A 17,864-nucleotide genomic window follows, 5' to 3' on the forward strand; every position below is an offset into this window, starting at 1 on the left:
AAAAGCCAGCTTAACTTGCTGGCGCTATAACGAACTCATCCCTACCTAAGTTTCGCCCCTTGCCGTCATACCTCACTTCAGTGAAATGTATCTTGCCCTGTTTGTCTTTTAAAATAATGCTGGTCGAGCGAGTACCATACTCTTCATGCTGAATGTAGATTGATGATAAGTGGCGTTCCCACTCTACACTCACGCCTGTTGCCGGTAACTCTGCATCGGGCGCTTGGGTATTGTCGGTCATTATATTGATTAAGGCGTCGATATCGGGCGTGGTGTGATTGCTAATGTGCTGTTCTATTGCTTGAGTGCCCCGAGCCATCTTAGGCCAAATGTCATCTAGCGCACCATTACTGATGGAGTGAAATCCGCGGCTGAGAGTAGTCAGCGTTTGACTGCGACTATCGAAGCATTGCAACAGGTGTTCGTCGCCAAAGAGCAAATTGAATGGATTGTAGAAGCGACTGTAATCCTGCAACCAGCGTTGATCTATACCATCAGCCTCAAGGGCTTTTAGCACCAGTTCACCCCGGCTTTTCATGTCATTTTGGTTAAGTTCTGGCGCGCGAATATTGGTGAGGCCGGCAACCTTACCTTGCTGGTTTACTCCAAGCCAGGTGCCACCGGCTTCGAGATCTTTTCCGGCTAGCAGTTTATGTGACTGATTTAATGCGGGCCAGAAATGAGCGGGTTCGGTTGGCCGATAGTGAAACTCATCGCGATTCGCGCAGATGATTAATGGGAATTCGGGGTGGGTTTGCAGGGCTACAAATAGAATGCACATAAACAAAGCTCAAATCTAAGTCATGGATACAGGTTAATGCCCATGACTTAGAAAAGCTAGCGACTAGAGGTTTAGAACCTAAAGTCTAATGTCTAAAGCCTAGTGATGATGTTTGTGGTTATGCTTCTTTTTATGGCCATGGTTATGCACATGACTATTGTTATGTTCTTGTGCATCAGAGTGCGCATGCTTGTCTGAATGTGCGTGCCCGTGAGCGTGATCATGGGCATGTGATTTAGGCTTAAGTAGCATTAATCGACTCAAGAACTTACGTGGCCCAAGGCGAAGCAAACTGGTTGCAAACAAGATAGCCACTATGATTAAGCAGATATTGTTTAGCGTGGCAGGCAGATGAACCAGGGCTTGCCATTTAGGGTGTAATAACTCAATTGCACCTAGCAAGGTGATCAGTAGCGCAAATAAGCTGGCCTTTTGCGTCCAATTCATCAATTTTAGCTGAGCTAAATTAAATATTGGCGCGGCGATTAATGGCAGCATAACCGCTGTGGTCGTCCAGCCACTGTAGGCTAACGATAAAGATAATACCGCAGCACCTAAATTACAGAAGCGCATAGGTAAAAATACCAATAACAGCACAATAACCTGTACTAGCGGGCTCGATAATGGCACTGCAGGGTGACCAATTAGATTGGCTAACACTAGGCTCAATAGGATCCATGGCGCACTGCGGTCAACTAAGTGTGCGAAGCCAAAGCGCCACGCTGAAGCGGGAAGGTGGTCATGGGGATCCGTCGGCTCAACATTGCAGCGTGTCAATTGCCAGCCAATAATCAGTACCGAGATTGCTTGTAATAACGCAAATGTTGGTCCTAAAAGTAAGCCGGTAATGATAATGGCTTCAGGGCCAAGTAATCGTTGTAACCAGAGACGGCTTAACTGCTGATCATGAGGCGTGAGTCCATAATGAAAGCGCAGACTCGCCACCGCGTAAGCCAGTAATAACACTGGGGCTATCGTCAGCATCCAGTCGAGCAGGTGTTCTGTTGTATGACTATGGTGATGATGCTCGTGACCGCCTGAATCTACCATTAGCAGTAGTACCAGTAAAACGATACCCAACAAGCTGCCGATACCAGCCTGATATTCGTATTTGCCTTGCTTGTCAGTGTCGGGTGAGCCGTGAGGCTGATGCAGCACCACATGCAAGATTGAGCCTGTTACAAAGGCTTGTAAGTAAACTGTATTTTCTAGGCTTAACTGCGACAGTAGTTGTTCACCAGCAAAATAGCCTACACAGGTAAGTAGCATCATGGCAGCTAATACCACCATTGCCCAGCGACTGCCGACTTGTGGTTTGAGTAACCACCAGATCGCAACGCCTACAGGTAATCTATGTAGAATAATGCCGAGTGCTAGCAAGATGGAGTTGCCCTCTTGCTGGGCTAAGATCATCGCGCCACCATCTGTGATGGTATGCAGCAATAGGCCGCCAATACCTAGAATTAAGGTGAGGTTGTGGGTCACTTCTGAATAGCGGTGGAACAGACGCTCACTGAGAGTGGGCCCCCACATGCCGATAACGACAAATACAATGGCCAGAAATCCGCCATGTTCTAATAGCTCTGGAAGAATATGGATCAGCACTAAGCCGCCCAGAGACACGAATATAAATCCGTCTAGGCCTTTTTGTAATCCATTGCCTGCCGAAAAGAATCGATAAAACAGCGGACCTAATAATAGTGCGATACAGCTAGCTAAGAGATACAGCATTGAGTTCCAAATTAAACCGGCAGCACGGAAAAAACGCCATAGTATACCAGTGTTGTGGCGAATTAGCAGAGTGCAATGTTGAATTTACATTGATACTCAGTCGCAACTAATTCAAGTTAATTGTGAATTTATGTGGTGTTGTTTGGCTGCTATTTGTTAAGTTGTCGGTTAAACACTATAGAATATTATATTTTACAGCGAATAGAATTATTTACTTATGGATACTTTCTCTGCGGCAGTCATGTTATTTCTTATTATGGACCCTTTAGGTAATTTACCTATTTTTGCGTCGATATTACGTCATATTGAACCTAAAAAGCGCCGTGGCGTGTTGATCCGTGAGTTGCTATTTGCGCTGGTGATCATGATGTTATTTCTGTTCGCCGGGGAAGCTATCCTTAACTTTCTGAATTTACGCACTGAGTCGGTGAGTATTGCAGGCGGTATTATTCTCTTCTTAATCGCGATTCGGATGATTTTCCCTCAACCCGGTGGCGTGGTTGGTCTGGCGGCAGGTGAAGAGCCTTTTATTGTACCCATGGCTATCCCATTAATGGCTGGCCCTTCTGTGTTAGCCGCATTGATTTTACTGGCGCACACGGACAATGAGCGCATGCTCGATTGGACTATCGCACTGGTATCTGCTTGGGGCGTAAGTGCGGTGATTTTGCTGTTCTATAAAGCGTTCACTAAAGTCTTAGGTGAAAAAGGCCTAACTGCTGTCGAGCGTCTTATGGGGATGGTACTGGTGATGATCTCGGTGCAGATGTTCCTCGACGGTGTCGCTAATTACATTAGTCACACCGGGCAGTAAGCTGATTGGCAAACGCGCATCTACCACTGGTGGGCAGTCAGTTAAGTCTCGCTATCAATGACTGACAATAATGATTTCAGTTTTTGGATCGTGAACTAAGGTTAAACGGGCTTGCAGAACAAATTTTAGCCTGTAATACTCTGGATATAATATTCAAAAATAACAATAACTCATGCTAAATTGCCTGCTACTGTGTATCGCCAGTCTTTCCTCACTCGATTCTCCCGATTATCAAAACCTGCTGCCGTATCAGGGGACGCCAAGCTCGATGGAGCAGCGCGATAATAAGGGTAATCTGGCCATAGGCTCTGTTTATACCGACCAGGGTGCCTGGCATGGCTTTCACTTGCCCGACAATGCGGATTACTACGCGAGTTTTACTGGGCCCTTGTTTATCGCGCAAGAGTACAGTTTGCATCTGAGTGATAGTTTGCAGCGCTTGCAGCTTATTAATCTAGATAAAGACGAGTTTATTGCCTTTGAAAGTGCCAATAAGGTTGAGATTTACAGTAAGCCTGATGGTCTAGTGCAGTCTTTTACTTGGTCTGATCTGCAGGTGAATTTAAGCCTGAGTTATAGCGATAATCGCACAGCAGTGATCCATACTGAGTTAATCAACCTGTCTCATCAGCCGCAACACTGGCAGTTGGTGTGGCATGGCGCGCCCTTCACCTCACATCCTTCATTGCCTGATTACAGCTTGATAAAGCAGACGCTAGCCGGGGAAAACCATATTCGATGGCAACTTAATCCGATCATGGAAACTTGGCAAATTCAGTTAGCTGATGCCGAGTATGATCTTTGGTTTGATCGCGATATGAAGATTAATCTTAACGAGAAATCCGGTTATCGCGCCATCGCCAAGCCAATTGCCATAGAGGCGGGCCAGCAGCATACCTTCGTATCGGCGCAGCGTTATTTTCATACTCAAGCCGAGCGCACAGCACATAAGGAACCCGACTGGGCCCTGATTGATACCCAGCTTGCGAGCAATCGCGGTCAGTGGCAATCAAGACTCGATAACGTTATTCAAGGTGGTGATAAAAGTGCTCGCCAACTGGGCGTGAAAAGCATGCTGACCTTGCTGCATAACTGGCGTAGCCCAGCTGGAGCGCTTGCCCATGATGCGATTACCCCATCGATTACTTATAAATGGTTTAACGGTGTATGGGCCTGGGATACCTGGAAGCAGGCGGTTGCATTAGCCCGATTCGATACTGAGTTGGCGAAATCGAATGTACTCGCCATGTTTGATTATCAATTTACGGCGCAAGATCCGTTAAGACCACAAGATGCAGGCAATCTGCCTGACGCCATTTTTTACAATAAAGATGGTCAGCGTGGTGGTGGTGGAGGCAACTGGAACGAGCGTAATGGTAAGCCGCCATTGGCCGCGTGGGCGGTGTGGCAGATCTACGAGCAAGATAAGGATGTGGGCTTTCTCACGACCATGTATCCCAAATTGGTGGCGTATCATGAATGGTGGTATCGCAACCGTGACAACAACGATAACGGTTTAGCCGAGTACGGCGCTAATCTGCATCCAATGCACCTCAATGAAGATGGCTCTATTAATGCGGAAGCTGTTATTGAAGCGGCTGCGTGGGAGTCGGGAATGGATAACGCGCCACGATTTGATGTGGATGGTGCATTAACTGTGTGGCAAAACCATAGTGCAGGTCAATTAGTAGGTTATTCGGTATCACAGGAGTCGGTTGATCTTAATGCTTATCTGTATGCTGAGAAACGTTTTTTGCAGCAGATGGCTGAGGCATTGGGTAATGGTGATGCCAAGAAGTGGGATGTGGAGGCGACGAGGTTAGCCAAGCAGATCCAGATGCAGATGTATGATCCTGAATCAGGGTTTTTCTATGATATTCGTTATTTTGCAACAGGCAGCGAATTGATGATAGAGCAAGGTAAGGGCGTTGAAGGCTGGCTTCCCCTTTGGGCTGGGGCTGCAAGTGATGCCCAGGCCAAGATTATTGTTGAACGTCATCTTGGGGCTGCGCAATTTGGCACCTTGATTCCATTTCCAACAGTGAGTGCCGACAGTCCTAGCTTTGCTGCTGCAAAGTATTGGCGCGGACCAGTGTGGTTAGATCAGGCATTATTTGGCTTGCAAGGGATTGAGCGTTACGGTTATCACTCGCAAGCTCAGGCGCTTGCAACACAATTGGTGATGCAGGGAGAGGGGATTTTGGGCCAGAGTCCGATTCGGGAAAATTACAACCCACTCACAGGTGAGGGGTTGCACTGCACTAATTTTAGTTGGTCAGCTTCTGTACTATTGCTTATTTATCAATCATGGTTGACCGATGTGAATAATAATTAATCACAATGTTTTTGCTGCTAACTCAATGAAAATTAGTCGATAATCCTATTTTTAATAAATTGACCACCTAAATATATCAATCTGACTGTTAATGTATTGCTGTTATTGTTATTGTTTTGTGATTCAGCAGTGTTGGGTGGTCTATGAAAGTCTCTGTTTTTGTCTTTATTTTTCTTAGTGTTGTTTTGGTATCGGCCTGCAATAGTCGCTCTCACGAGATACAACAGCAGTCGATTATTACCGACTCCCATAGCGATGTTCCTCGCAAGCAAGCCTTGTGCAGCTCTATGTCACCCATTCACGATACCAGTAAATTACAGGCTAACCTTAAAGAGCGTGGCTTGATTACTGAGCAGATGACTGAGGCTGAAGCGCAAGAGGCGGTAAACGAATATATCCGCAAGCGTCAAAAGGCATTCAAAGACTGTAAAAAAGGAAGTCAGTAGTATGAATAAATTGCTTAAAACTAAATTGTTCACAGTATTTTTGGGTGCATTCATTTCATTTTCTCCTATCGCTCTGGCAGTTCCGGTGACATCGGGTACGACTGCTGATGCCAACATTATCAATAAAGAGCAGGTGCTATATTGGCTGGTTAAACGCGGAGATATTTCTGCTGACGCAACTGAAGCTGAAAAACAGCAAGCGATAGAGGCGTTTACTAAACGAGCTGGTGGGGTGAAGAAAATCCCATTGATCCAAGCACAGCAGCAATTTAAACGACTTGAGCGGGCTAAACAGCGGGCGAAGTTAGCTAGCAATTCATCACCCTTGGTGAAGAGTTTTAATGATAAAACGGTCAAAGTGCTTACCGTACTTATCGATTTCCCAGATCTTCCCCATAACGACAATGGCTTAACCAGTAGTGATACTCAGATGTTCTATAACGATTATTCGGTCGAACATTATCGCTCATTGTTATTTTCTGAAACGGGTTATGACGGTCCTCAAGGGCAAACCTTGATGACAGGGTATCAATACTATCAAGCCGAATCGGGTGGCAGTTTTTTCTTTACCGGTGATGTAAAGGGCTGGTATCGAGCGGATAATAATGCGGCTGTTTATGGCGGTAACGATCCCAATGATAATGATAACGACATCGCGGTGTCTGATTTAGTCAAAGAAGCTGTTACTGCTGCGGTTGCTGGTATGAGTGATGCTGAATTAGCTCGCTATGATATCGAAGATCCTTTTGACTTAAACAATAACGGTGTAACAAATGAAGCCGATGGCATTATCGACCATGTGATGATTTTCCACTCGAGCATTGGTGAAGAAGCGGGTGGAGGGATGTTGGGCGCCGATGCTATCTGGTCCCATCGCTCGTTTGTCGATGGGGGCAGTTATATGCTACCTGGAACAGCCATTAAGCTTTCGGGCTATACCATTCAGCCCATTGATGCGGCACTGGGTGTATGTGTGCATGAATTTGGCCATGACCTAGGCTTGCCTGACGAGTATGACACGACGCAGCTCGGTAAAGGGGCTCCGGTAGGGTTTTGGTCGCTCATGGCGGGAGGGAGTTGGGCCGGTTCGCTTGCTGGCTCAATGCCATCAGGCTTTAGCCCTTATGCGCGTTCTTACCTACAGAGTATCTATGGCGGTAATTGGGTTACTGAGCAAATTGTGCCCCTCGATTCTATTGCCGATACTGGGTTAGATATTAATCTTGTAGAGGCGGTCAACCATGAGCAGGTCAACCAAATCTCAATTCCAATCCCTGCTGTGGATGTTGAGTTTAAACAGCCATATAGCGGCTCGTATCAGTACTATTCAGATCAAGGCGATATGATTAATCATGCCATGTCATTCGATGTTGAATTACCCGCTGCCACCCCACTTGTATTATCGATGCAAGCACATTGGAGCATTGAGCAAGATTATGATTACGCGCAGCTGCTGGTCGATGGTGTACCTATAGCTGGTCAGTACACTAAGGCGAGTAACTCGAAGAATAATGAACGCAATATTATTACCGGTAAATCTAGCGATTTAGCTGGCGCCGAAGGCGCAGATGCTTGGGTTAACCTGCTGTTTGATTTGAGTCCTTATGCTGGCCGAGATGTACGTCTCTCGGTGCGATATGTGACGGATCAGGCCGTGGGTGACTATGGCATAGTGATCGATGATATCGACATCATGCTCGATAACACCGATACGATATTTTTTAATGGTGGTGAGTTAGAGGCTGATATTGCCTATGCAGGGTTTGCCAGAGTAAGTAATAAGCGTCCAGGTAAAGACAGGCGTTACATTGTTCAGCTAAGAAGCCAGCAAGGTATTGATAAAGGTCTTAAATCTAAATCTTATGATCCTGGGGTTGTATTATGGTTTGAAAACCAAGAGTACATTAACAATGAAGTGAGCAACCACCCCGGCTATAGCTTGATTAGTGTGGTCGATGCTGATCAAAACTTAATTGGCAGCAATGATTCGAGTGTTCAAGTCAGAGATGCAGCTTTTAGCTTATTTAACCAGTCGAGCTACCTTAACGATGAACACCTTGGGGCGGCTAAGTTATTCGATGATGCCAATGATTACAGTGCGCCACTGCAAAAGGAGTCTGGCACTGTGTTACCGGAATTGGGCTTAACCATGGAGGTGATGACTCAATCAGGCAATAGCAGTAATGCGATGGTGCAGTTTAGGTATACCAGCCAAACGCCAGCAGACTCACAAGAGCTCAACAGCAGTATTAGTTATAGCTTACAAGGTCGAGAAGCAAGCTTCTCCGCCAATGCGAGTGGTGGTGATGGCAATTATACTTACGCATGGGATTTTGGTACCACTGATGGCACCAGTAGTCAGGCTTCACCCAGCTACACCTACGCAACTGATGGTAATTACCTCATCACGGTAACCGTAACAGATGGTAATGGCATAAGTTTTACCAATAACGCCAACCTTGTTGTGGGGTCAGCGATAGAGGTGGGCTTCACTCAAACCACATCTAACTTATTAGTGAGCTTCATCAATCAGTCGACAGGCGGTAATGGTGACTTGAGTTACCTTTGGGACTTTGGCGATGGCAATACCAGCGCTGCTCAATCTCCTAGTTACACTTATGGCGTAGCAGGTAGCTATACCGTTAAGTTAACGGTGACAGACAGTATGGGGCAAACAGCGCAAAAGAGTGAACTCATTACGGTGGCAGCTGCAGTTATTGAGCCTGCGGGCTCTTCTGGAGGTGGAAGTTTAGGTTGGTTGTCGCTGGTAATGCTTGCTCTACTGGGTGTGTATCGTCGCCAATAACAGCATGACTCGCTGGCATAAAACAGATCGTTTTCTATGCCAGCGATAGCGCTAAAGTTTAGCGATGGCTGCTTGAGCGGCGGGTAAGAAAACCTCGCTCACCACCAATTGTTCGGTTTCATGTTGAAAGTAGCGACGGCGCCCCCACAACTCTTCACTGACATCTTGTTGCAGTGATTTTGCCAGTTTAGCTATTTTGCTGCAGGCTTCAAAATGCGCCACTTCAATTCTGCCTGGAGTAAACTCATCGGTTGAATAGAGTAATTCGCCCAATGGTCTGCCGCCTAAGCCTAGAAAATCTTGTTGTTTTTTCTCTAGTAATCGCCCAGGGATTAGGGTTCTCGCAAAAATCCACGGGATCCCATCTAAAACGAGTAACACCTCTCTAATCCACATGCTTTCGTTGCCAAAGGCCTCTTCTACAGGGGGAATTAGGGTGTCCTCTCCAAGAACTCGGACTTCAAAGTGAGTGCATTGCTTTTTTAGTTTTTGCGTTAAGCTACAAGTGCTTAATAGCCAGTCCTTAAAAGGTGGCGTAGGTAAATTGGCGATTTGTTCTGGTGAAAACCATTGGATTGATTCACCATAAGGGAAGCTTAGCCTAGTCACAGTCATCAAATTCTCGGTACAATACAGCAAACCGAAGCAGTCTAGCATGCCCATGCCGTTGCAGGTAGAGGTTGTCGACTCAGAGTGATTAGCTCGGCATGTAACAACATGGAATGAGACTCGGTCTCATCGAATATCGACTAGGGAGTAAGTTTGAAGATGAACAAAATAATAGCCGTACTACTCGTGGCGCTCTGCAGCAGCTTTAGTGCTGTGGCAGCCGACAATAAGCCGCTAGAAGAGTACGCTTACTATGGCTTCGAACCTGAGATAGTGACTAACTATATTTCCAATAGAAAGAAGTTGGGCTATGTCAGACTAAGTGTCGAATTAATGGTTAAAAAACCAGAACAACTGGTTAGTTTAGAGAGGCATGATCCTCTGTTAAGAGCTGCGATTGTTGAGATCTTAGGCAACCAGACTGAAGACAAGGTGAAGTCTTTAACGGGTAAGGAAGAGATCCGTCGTCAATGCTACGAGAAAGTGAATCAACTTCTGGAACAAGAAACGGGTAGTCCTCTGGTAGTAAACTTACTGTTTACTAAATACCTTTATGATTAATAAGATTAATTTTCAATGCAAACATTTGTAGTGTTTGCTCTTTTACAGGTGCTGGCGCGTTAAAACATGAGTCATAAAACTAAATCTTCAACTCAAGAGCGCAAGGCGAGTAAGCCTTCAGCACCCAAGCGAAAAGTAGCCTCTACATCGCCACATTCAAAGCCTGCGACTAAGGGGCAGAAAACTGCGATTGTTAAGGGGCAAACGACTAAGTCGCTGCATCCGCGAAATGTGCACAACCAGGGCTATGACTTTCCAGCTTTGATCGCAGCCTTTGCAGCGTTAAAACCGTTTGTTAAGCCTAATCCCTACGGTAATCTATCGATAGACTTTGCCGATCCACAAGCGGTTAAAATGCTCAATTCCGCGCTGTTGAAATTGCATTATGGCGTTGATAACTGGGATATACCAACTGGCTTTTTATGCCCGCCGATCCCTGGTCGTGCCGATTACATTCACTATGTGGCAGATCTACTCGCGGTTAAGAAATCCAGTAAGAAACGAGTACCTAAAGGGCCGAGAGTTAAGGTGTTAGATATCGGTACCGGTGCCAACGTTATCTATCCATTATTGGGGATCCAGTCTTATGGATGGAACTTTGTGGGCAGTGATGTGGATCCGCTTTCGATAACGAATGCACAAACAATATTTGCTCATAATCCAGAGATCAGTGATCACTTTGGTGCACGCCTACAAACAAATCCAAAACAGGTTTTTTGTGGTGTGATCCAAGCCGATGACCGTTTCGATCTGACCTTATGTAACCCACCGTTTCATGCCTCTTTGGCCGAGGCGAATGAAGGTACAGCTCGTAAAATTAAAAACTTAGCGGCAAATAGAGCTAAATCAGTAAAACTTGCTGCGGATAAACCTAAAGCGATCGCGGATAGGTCGAACACAGTACTGAACTTTGGCGGGCAAAAAGCTGAGTTATGGTGTGAGGGCGGTGAGCAGCAGTTTTTACAAGTGATGATTAGCGAGAGTCGAGATTTTGCCAATCAATGCTTATGGTTTACCACCTTGGTGTCTAAAAAAGAAAACTTGAAACCGGCGATGGCCTTACTTGAAAAAGTACAAGCCGATGAGGTGAAAGAGATCGAGATGCATCAGGGAAATAAAATTACTCGAGTGTTAGCTTGGACTTTCCTTAAACCTGAACAAAGAGAGTTGTGGCAACAGTTTCGTGATGCGCAGTAGTAACCTTTCAGAAGGTGGTCAGGTTTAATCGCTAAATAAGCACCTGAGATACTTCAAAAATATCAAAAGCTATCCTAGACTGATAAAGGGATAAATCTACTGGCGCTACGGGATTCTATTGTGAACTTCAAACTGGAAAACCTACTTGTTGAGCTAGAACTCTATCTGCAAAAGCCTGAAGTGAGAGCTTCTCGTGCTGAGCTGGAGCGTTTGCTGAGTGATGATTTTCTAGAGTTTGCAGCCAGCGGCTATAGCTTTGGCAAAGCGGAAGTGCTTTCTAGATTGCCCGATGAACGTATGCCATTGATTGAAACTAGCCAATTTGCAGTGAGAGAGTTGGCGCCTGATGTTTGTCAGGTAACCTATCGAGCTACATTAAAAAAAGCTGATGAGAATGTCATCAGCTTTTCAATTCGCAGTTCTATCTGGCGAAAAAATCGAGATTTATGGCAAATGGTATTTCATCAAGGTACCCAATGTAAGCCGTTCTAGTTTATTACTGGCCATTCCAGAGTAACTTACCGCAATCTGTTAAGTCATATCCCCCAAGCGTAGCTGCTAGTTGTTGGGTTTGTGGCTCAGCTAATAAGTTGAAAAGTCTTTGCAGCTGGCGTCTAAAGTAGATCCCCTGCGGCATGACAAAATCAAAAGACTCTGTGACGAGTGGCACAAAACTCAAGCCACTTTCGAGTGCCACCGACTGACAGCCAAAACCGATATCGGCATTGTTACGAGCAATATAACCCGCTAACTCTCGTTCACTCTGTGCCACAATACTTGAATTTAGCTCTTCAAATGAAGCACCTTGCTTCATCAGCCACTGTTCAAGGTGTTGTTGACTACCGGCTCCCGCTTGGCGAGCGACCCAACGCCAAGACTGTTGGGACACTTTGTCCAACTCCTGACAGCGGTGATGCATGTCTGGACGCATCATTAAGCCCTGTTTACGGGTATAGCCGTGCACCATGACCCATTGCTGGTGGTTAGCGTAACCCTGTAACAAAGCAGGGTGGCGAACACTACGCTCTTCAACACTGCCCCAGTGCAGAGTACACACATCGGCATAACCTCGTGAAAGCAAGTCTAAACCTAAGCGTGAACCAGTAGAGCTGTAACTGATGAGCTCGGTTTTACCCACCTGTGACATCATTCTAGCGACCAACATTGACAAGAGTGGGTCATCGCTACCTGTGATGTGCATACGATCAGATAGCATGCCGCTGTGGCATGAATCCATCACCCATCTATCGATTAAGATCTTTGGAAATAGCCATTTACCCGTTATTTTAGTCGCGGGAAGAATGCGGTCGTTGGCCATTGAGTAGACTTTCTTCTCATTGAGATCTAGGTACTCAGATACCTGTTTGGCACTCATATAGATCAGGTCAGTCGGCTCGGTCATGATTAATCCTTGTTGCGCATTTAATACTAGTTATTAGGTCTATTCGGTTAGGCAATTGCATCAAATTCAATATTCTCAGCACCGTTATAAATTAAGAAGTGGCGACCTTTAGCGCGAGCAATCATGGTAATTCCAAGCTGTTGTGCGAGTTCTAATCCCATCTGTGTTGCGCCGCTGCGGGATAACACCACTGGGATCCCCATTTTGGCGACTTTAATCACCATCTCAGAGGTTAAACGTCCTGTGGTGTAAAACAGTTTGTTGTTACCCGAATCTTGGTTTAACCACATCTCACCGGCTAAGGTATCAACAGCGTTGTGACGACCGACATCTTCAACAAAGCCAACAATTTGGTCTTCTTGGCATAAGCCACAACCATGCACTGCACCGGCATTTTTGTAGGTTTCATTGTAGGCACTGATATTTTTAAGCAAGCTATAGATCATGCTCTGTTTTAACTGAGGCGTGGGTAACTTAATGTCATCAAGTCCAGTCATAAAGTCGCCGTAAACCGTACCTTGTCCACAGCCTGTTGTGACGGTTTTTTCAGACAGTTTTTCATCTAGATTTTCAATTTTCTCACTGGTAATGATGGCGGCTGAATTCACATCCCAGTCAACGATGACAGATTCTAGCTTATTGATATCTGAGATGAATCCTTGGTTTTTAAGATAGCCTAATGACAATGCTTCAGCTCGGGCGCCAAGTGTCATTAACGTCACAATAGGCTGCCAATTTAGATAAACAGTGAGAGGGCGTTCGCAAGCAATGAACTTATCTACTTTTTCACCATTTTCATTAATGGCGGTTACAGCAATCGTAAGAGGGACTTCAGTATTGGTTTTAATTAACTTTGGATTGCTTTTGTATGCTGTCATGTGACCCATCATCTGTTAAAGGGAATAATTGCGCCTAGTTCTAAGCAATATCTGTACCTAATTTTATAGGGGGAATAAATTAGCAGTAGATCACAGTTCTAGTGTTAGGGTCGCCCTTTTATGTCCTATCGGTAATTGCTATTTAGACAAAATGTCCTAGTCTTTGCTTGGAATAGTTGATCTAGTTCAAACTATTTAATTGATATCGTATGGCACATATATTGCTTTAGCTTAGGGGAGTATTTATATAGTTGGACTGCTATATCGGCAGCCACCTCAGGCAAGACGGAGACTGAATGCAACATACCGAAAGCCAATGGCCAATGTACGTTTCTCTTAAGAAGACCGAGAAGCAAGTCGGAAGATGGACCTCAGTACAGTGGGAGGTCGATCAGATACTTCCTGCCACCCACGCCGCACCTGAAGGTGCCTACCTAATTCTACTTGAGCTACACAAAGATGAGCGCGGCAGCTACCGTATCAATATCGATATGGATAACGCGATGCTGTATATCGTCTGTGATGAAACGCTCGAAGGTGAGTGGATCCCAGTTGCCTTATCTGCTGACCAAAATGTCGCAGCCGGTTGTTTAGAAGCTGATACCCCAGTATTAAACATCCCTATGCCCAAGGCTATTGCCTGCTGGATTGAAGCGTTCATTACTCGTCATGGTGAAGTCGAAATTAGCGCACATCGCCGTAAACATGTGGATCGCCGTAAGAACCAAGGGCCAAGTACTAACCACATGGCGGACAGAACATGAGTGGATTTTTATCCCGCTGGAATTTACGTAAGCAACAAGTAGAGGCTGAGGGTGAAGCGGAAGTCGCTGCCGCAGAAGCCGCGGCACAGCAACAAGCCGAAGAGCAGGCGCTAGCAGCCCAACAGCAAGCTGAAGCAGAGCAAGTAACAGCATCAGATTCAACCCCAGCCTCTGACGACACACAAGCTGAAGCGCAAGCCGATAAGATTTTGCGTGCAGAGGACTTGCCTGATCCTGAAAAAATTGAAGTCGGTGGTAGTTTTGCCAGCTTTATGGGCGCTAATGTAGACCCGGCTGCAAAAGCTGCAGCACTAAAGGCACTATGGAAGCAGCCACACTACAGCGAAATTGATGGCTTGCTTGAATATGCGCTTGATTACAGTAATCAGCCTAAGCTAACAGCTGATGTCTCTGCTGAGCTATTTAAGAAAGTATTCCGCCATAACTTCAAAGATGAAGATGATGAGAATGGAGCCAAAGACGGCGTTGAGGCAGCATCAGATGAGATGATTGCAGCTGAAAATACCGATCAGAATGAACACCTTAATGATACAAAAGCTGTATCGGACATTTTGGACGACAATAAAGACGACTTGTCCCAAAATGAACCAAAAAGCAGTGATGTTACGACCGATAAAGTTGTTTAACGTCACTATAGAGTGTTTTTATTTCCACAAATTTGGTATGTGAATTGCTGTATTTAGAGAGTAATAAAAGCTGGTGCTAATGAAAAGCGCGATGAGATAACAGCGATACTCATGTACAGAAACAGCCAAAGAACTGTTCAGGAACGCAATGTGAGCAATAGTGAAACACAAGTTGGACTCAAAGAGGTTCGACAAAAGGTCCTTGCTGGGACTCAGATGATTCAAAATCTGATCCCACCGACCATTAGCTACACCACCGAAGGTAATGTTCTTGTTATCGGGCCAGAAGATTTGGCACGTTTAGCTGCGGACAAGTTGTCTAGTATGGGTAAGTGCGCCATTTTGGCGAACGAGCCAATCACTAGCCAGGACGAAGCCCATCTTGAAAAAGTAATGACTGCTGCTGAAGACGTAGAGAGCTATTACAACAAGCTTGTTGAAATTAAAGGTTTCTTAGGTCAGTTTCAAGTCAAGGTTGAACACGAAAACGGTAATGCAGAATTAAGTACTGTCGCCATTCGTAAAGCCCACTTCGACCTTATTCTCGACCTTAGCATGAGCCCTTGCATCAATCTTGAAATGCTGCCACCAGGCTATTTCTATGTGGGTCAAGACCAAGCTAAGCTCGATGAAGCGCTAGAGCAGCTTCCAGAGCTGGTTGGCCAATTCGATAAGCCACGCTACGTTAAAATTAACAGTGATATTTGTGCCCATTACCGTCACGGCAATGAAGGCTGTACTCGTTGTTTGAACTTCTGTCCCGCCGATGCGATTACTAGCGTAGGGAAGATGATCGAAATTGATCCTTACCTTTGTCACGGTGCTGGTAGTTGTACTAATGCTTGCCCAACAGGTGCTATTAGTTATGACTTGCCAACGCCGCAAGCTATGCATACCTACCTGAATAAGCTGGTGACGAACTTCCGCTCCCAAGCACAAATTGCTCCAGTGATCCTATTTCATGATATGGGTAAGGGCGAAGAGGCGATAACTGAAGCCCTCGCGGGTGAAATCATCCCGATTGCAATGGAGGAGATCACCGTTGCGAGCATGGACCATTGGTTGTCAGCATTAGCATGGGGTGCGCGTCAGGTATTAATCCTGCAAACGGATGCGACTGCGCCAACATTAACTCAAATGCTTAATGGTGAATTAGCGCTAGCCAACGACATTCTTGATGAAATGGGGCAACCGCGACGCGTGAGCCTTATCACCGAGGCTCATCTTAACGAAGCCGGTGCTAAAGAGCTTTCAGAGTTGCTTGTTACCAGTGCAAGCTGGCCAGTGATAGTGCCTGCTGAGTTTGTGGCAACCACTAAGCGTGAAACCATTTACAACGCAATCGATCATCTAAATGAACAGGCTGCATCTGTCGATACGTGTTTGTCACAGAGCAACCTGCCATACGGTCAAGTCAGTGTTAACACTGAAAACTGTACCTTGTGTATGTCTTGTGTGGCGACCTGTCCAACGATGGCATTGACCGATGGCGGTGATCGACCAGCGCTTTATTTTGTTGAGCAAGATTGTGTGCAGTGTGGTTTGTGTGAAACAGCATGCCCTGAGAAAGTTATCAGCTTAACGTCTCAGGTTAATTTTGATAAAGCTGCGCGTCAGGAGCGTAAAACCCTGCATGAGGAAGCTCCCTTCGAATGTATTACTTGCGGCGAACCGTTCGCAACACAATCCATGGTGAAGCGGATGTTAGAAGTGGTAGGAACCCACAGTGCCTTCAGTGCCAACACAGAGCGTTTAAAAATGTGTGGTGACTGTCGAGTAAAAGACATGTTTGAAGACATTCTTCAAGATCCTGAAAAGCAACTGCGATAAGAGTTTAGCCATGACCGAATTAGTAAGAGAAGTTTCAGAAAACGATCAGTTAAGAGCCGATATTTATCAGTTGTTTGCTGCGCTATTACGTCGTCAACCTAGCCCTGAACTCCTTGAGTTCTTAGCGGGTTTAGAAATTGATGCTGATGACGATAGCGACATGACTAAGGCTTGGGTTGGACTTAAATTGGCTGCTCAGCAGTTTAGTTCAGAACAGCTTGAAGATGAGTATTTCAGCGTATTCCTCGGTGTGGGCTGTGGTGAGATCCTACCTTATGGTAGCTGGTTCATGACTGGTTCACTAATGGACAAGCCATTAGCGCTGCTACGTAATGACCTGATGCAGCTTGGTTTTGAGCGTGAAGAAGACGTTAAAGAGCCTGAAGATCATGTGGCAGCACTTTGCGAAGTGATGGGCACCTTGATCTTAGAAGCGCCAGGTTACCGTCAGCTAGCTTTCTACCAACGCCATATGGGCAGCTGGATTGAGCGTTTTTGCGATAACTTAGCTAAAGCGCCAAGTGCGGCTTTTTATGCAACCGTTGCTCAGCTTGCTAAAGCATTTTTCGTTCTCGAAGCGAAAGAGTTTGAACAGTTAAGTTTGAATATTCCGGTTAACTGCCCAGGCAGTGAAGCAGAATCTTCTGAAAAGATTGAGCCTTCTACCAATGAGCTAGCGTCTTAATCGCTATCGGTAGAGGTTTGGATTTATGTCAGTTCAGTGCTTGGGCTCAATTTTGACTCAGCCTGAGCTGACATAGACAAAAACAGGGATTCTTCTCAGCAAGAAGCCCACAAGAACTGGATAGAGCGTTTAAACATAAGCAATTTATCTTAATTTTAGTAAATCTAAGGAGACACTATGAAGAAGCAAGCTTCCGACATGGGCCGTCGTCAACTGCTAAAGGCATTGGCTATCGGCGGTGCGGCTGGCGCAGTTGCAACTGCAAGTGGACAAGCTCTTGCCGCAGAACCTGAAGTCGCACCTATTGCGGAAAAAGGTATTGGTTATCAAGAGTCTGACCATGTTCGTAGTTATTACGACACATTGCGCAGTAACTAA

17 protein-coding genes are annotated in these 17,864 nt (G+C 45.7%); 12 read left to right on the plus strand and 5 right to left on the minus strand.

The window, feature by feature from the left end; translation table 11 throughout:
• Nucleotides 1-10: 10 nt before the first annotated feature.
• Both ACVBJC_RS00100 and ACVBJC_RS00105 read right to left on the minus strand, forming a co-directional pair.
• On the minus strand, nucleotides 11-781 hold the full coding sequence (locus ACVBJC_RS00100) for an NRDE family protein (protein ID WP_447159112.1): 771 nt from the start codon (nucleotides 779-781) through the stop codon (nucleotides 11-13).
• Nucleotides 782-880: 99 nt separating this feature from the next.
• Nucleotides 881-2,512 (minus strand): metal transporter, encoded by a 1,632-nt coding sequence (locus ACVBJC_RS00105; RefSeq protein ID WP_447159111.1) that lies wholly within the window; start codon nucleotides 2,510-2,512, stop codon nucleotides 881-883.
• Nucleotides 2,513-2,729: 217 nt separating this feature from the next.
• Between ACVBJC_RS00105 and ACVBJC_RS00110 the strand changes: the two genes are divergently transcribed.
• From ACVBJC_RS00110 to ACVBJC_RS00125, 4 genes are all read left to right on the plus strand, one after another.
• Nucleotides 2,730-3,326, plus strand: a complete 597-nt coding sequence (locus ACVBJC_RS00110; RefSeq protein ID WP_447159110.1) for a YhgN family NAAT transporter — start codon at nucleotides 2,730-2,732, stop codon at nucleotides 3,324-3,326.
• Nucleotides 3,327-3,498: 172 nt separating this feature from the next.
• Nucleotides 3,499-5,661, plus strand: a complete 2,163-nt coding sequence (locus ACVBJC_RS00115; RefSeq protein ID WP_447159109.1) for an MGH1-like glycoside hydrolase domain-containing protein — start codon at nucleotides 3,499-3,501, stop codon at nucleotides 5,659-5,661.
• Nucleotides 5,662-5,804: 143 nt separating this feature from the next.
• Nucleotides 5,805-6,107, plus strand: coding sequence for a hypothetical protein (locus ACVBJC_RS00120; protein ID WP_447159108.1), 303 nt, complete (start codon nucleotides 5,805-5,807; stop codon nucleotides 6,105-6,107).
• Between the two features lies 1 nt (nucleotide 6,108).
• Nucleotides 6,109-8,913, plus strand: a complete 2,805-nt coding sequence (locus ACVBJC_RS00125) for an immune inhibitor A domain-containing protein (RefSeq protein WP_447159107.1) — start codon at nucleotides 6,109-6,111, stop codon at nucleotides 8,911-8,913.
• Between the two features lie 51 nt (nucleotides 8,914-8,964).
• On the opposite strand, the gene ACVBJC_RS00130 is transcribed toward ACVBJC_RS00125, so the two are convergent.
• Nucleotides 8,965-9,528 (minus strand): chorismate--pyruvate lyase family protein, encoded by a 564-nt coding sequence (locus ACVBJC_RS00130; RefSeq protein WP_447159106.1) that lies wholly within the window; start codon nucleotides 9,526-9,528, stop codon nucleotides 8,965-8,967.
• 153 nt (nucleotides 9,529-9,681) lie between these two features.
• On the opposite strand from ACVBJC_RS00130, the gene ACVBJC_RS00135 reads away from it, so the two are divergent.
• The 3 genes from ACVBJC_RS00135 to ACVBJC_RS00145 all read left to right on the plus strand — a co-directional run bounded on the left by ACVBJC_RS00135 (nucleotide 9,682) and on the right by ACVBJC_RS00145 (nucleotide 11,772).
• Nucleotides 9,682-10,083, plus strand: coding sequence for a flagellar basal body-associated protein FliL (locus ACVBJC_RS00135; protein WP_447159105.1), 402 nt, complete (start codon nucleotides 9,682-9,684; stop codon nucleotides 10,081-10,083).
• A gap of 66 nt (nucleotides 10,084-10,149) precedes the next feature.
• Complete coding sequence (rlmF, locus tag ACVBJC_RS00140; protein ID WP_447159104.1) at nucleotides 10,150-11,280, plus strand: 23S rRNA (adenine(1618)-N(6))-methyltransferase RlmF; 1,131 nt, start codon at nucleotides 10,150-10,152, stop codon at nucleotides 11,278-11,280.
• A 120-nt stretch (nucleotides 11,281-11,400) separates the two neighbouring features.
• Nucleotides 11,401-11,772, plus strand: a complete 372-nt coding sequence (locus tag ACVBJC_RS00145; protein ID WP_447159103.1) for a nuclear transport factor 2 family protein — start codon at nucleotides 11,401-11,403, stop codon at nucleotides 11,770-11,772.
• 4 nt (nucleotides 11,773-11,776) lie between these two features.
• Here the strand turns inward: ACVBJC_RS00145 and ACVBJC_RS00150 are convergent, their stop codons facing one another.
• Together ACVBJC_RS00150 and ACVBJC_RS00155 are read right to left on the minus strand one after the other, a co-directional pair.
• Nucleotides 11,777-12,682, minus strand: coding sequence for a substrate-binding domain-containing protein (locus ACVBJC_RS00150; protein WP_447159102.1), 906 nt, complete (start codon nucleotides 12,680-12,682; stop codon nucleotides 11,777-11,779).
• A gap of 47 nt (nucleotides 12,683-12,729) precedes the next feature.
• Complete coding sequence (locus ACVBJC_RS00155; protein WP_447159101.1) at nucleotides 12,730-13,572, minus strand: formate dehydrogenase accessory sulfurtransferase FdhD; 843 nt, start codon at nucleotides 13,570-13,572, stop codon at nucleotides 12,730-12,732.
• Between the two features lie 284 nt (nucleotides 13,573-13,856).
• On the opposite strand from ACVBJC_RS00155, the gene ACVBJC_RS00160 reads away from it, so the two are divergent.
• From ACVBJC_RS00160 to ACVBJC_RS00180, 5 genes are all read left to right on the plus strand, one after another.
• A complete protein-coding gene (locus ACVBJC_RS00160) occupies nucleotides 13,857-14,324 on the plus strand; it encodes a DUF3305 domain-containing protein (protein WP_447159100.1) in 468 nt (155 codons plus the stop codon).
• The gene (locus ACVBJC_RS00165; RefSeq protein ID WP_447159099.1) at nucleotides 14,321-14,971 is read left to right on the plus strand and encodes a DUF3306 domain-containing protein; all 651 of its coding nucleotides are present in this window, start codon (nucleotides 14,321-14,323) and stop codon (nucleotides 14,969-14,971) included. Before ACVBJC_RS00160 ends, ACVBJC_RS00165 begins: the two co-directional genes overlap by 4 nt.
• Before the next feature lie 111 nt (nucleotides 14,972-15,082).
• The gene (locus tag ACVBJC_RS00170; RefSeq protein ID WP_447159098.1) at nucleotides 15,083-16,801 is read left to right on the plus strand and encodes a 4Fe-4S binding protein; all 1,719 of its coding nucleotides are present in this window, start codon (nucleotides 15,083-15,085) and stop codon (nucleotides 16,799-16,801) included.
• Between the two features lie 10 nt (nucleotides 16,802-16,811).
• Nucleotides 16,812-17,486 (plus strand): TorD/DmsD family molecular chaperone, encoded by a 675-nt coding sequence (locus tag ACVBJC_RS00175; protein WP_447159097.1) that lies wholly within the window; start codon nucleotides 16,812-16,814, stop codon nucleotides 17,484-17,486.
• Nucleotides 17,487-17,663: 177 nt separating this feature from the next.
• On the plus strand, nucleotides 17,664-17,864 hold the full coding sequence (locus tag ACVBJC_RS00180) for a twin-arginine translocation signal domain-containing protein (RefSeq protein WP_447159096.1): 201 nt from the start codon (nucleotides 17,664-17,666) through the stop codon (nucleotides 17,862-17,864).

This window comes from Shewanella sp. 0m-6, from assembly GCF_052977325.1.